This is a genomic window from Acinetobacter sp. USHLN143 (assembly GCF_037145695.1).
Classification (GTDB): Bacteria; Pseudomonadota; Gammaproteobacteria; order Pseudomonadales; family Moraxellaceae; genus Acinetobacter; species Acinetobacter fasciculus.
Window position 1 is genome coordinate 1 of sequence record NZ_JBBCWZ010000211.1, and the last position, 497, is coordinate 497.

Annotated in this window: 1 protein-coding gene; it reads left to right on the top strand. The window is 33.6% G+C overall.

Features of this window, described 5'->3' with window-relative positions; all coding sequences use genetic code 11:
* The first annotated feature begins 91 nt into the window (after positions 1–91).
* Entirely contained in the window at positions 92–403 is a 312-nt protein-coding gene (locus WFH18_RS17735; RefSeq protein WP_336755400.1) for a hypothetical protein, read from the top strand.
* Positions 404–497: the final 94 nt, after the last annotated feature.

Here is a 497-nt window from a genome sequence, read left to right on the forward strand (position 1 = left end):
GGATGTCTGGTGATTTGTAGTCATAAATTTTAGTCCCCACTTGTTTTTAAGTGGGGACTAAATTAAGGCTTATAGGATGAATTCATAAGGTGTGTTCAGCGGACGCTTACGTTTGAATTTTTTACGAGGAGCTTTTTCTTTTTGCTGTAATTGTTCACTCATTGTGACAACCGAATCTAATTTAATCAATAAGTTAAATATAATTGAAAAGCAGATTCAAACAAGTGATAAAGTTAAGATAATTTTAGATAAATTCAGATATTTTATGGCAAAAGAAGATTGGTTGATTATAAGTAAACAACGCGCTATTGAATTAGGATACGAACCAATTGAAGCTTCTGAAGCTTTCGGTGGCGAAGTTTTTATCAAGAATGGATTTAAGTGGATTGTAAGCGTCCGCTGAACCCCACTTTTTCTAACTCATTAATACCGCGATAGTGTCCACTTAAATTTAAGTGGACACCTATTTATGGATTTAAAGACAGTTATAGACAGTG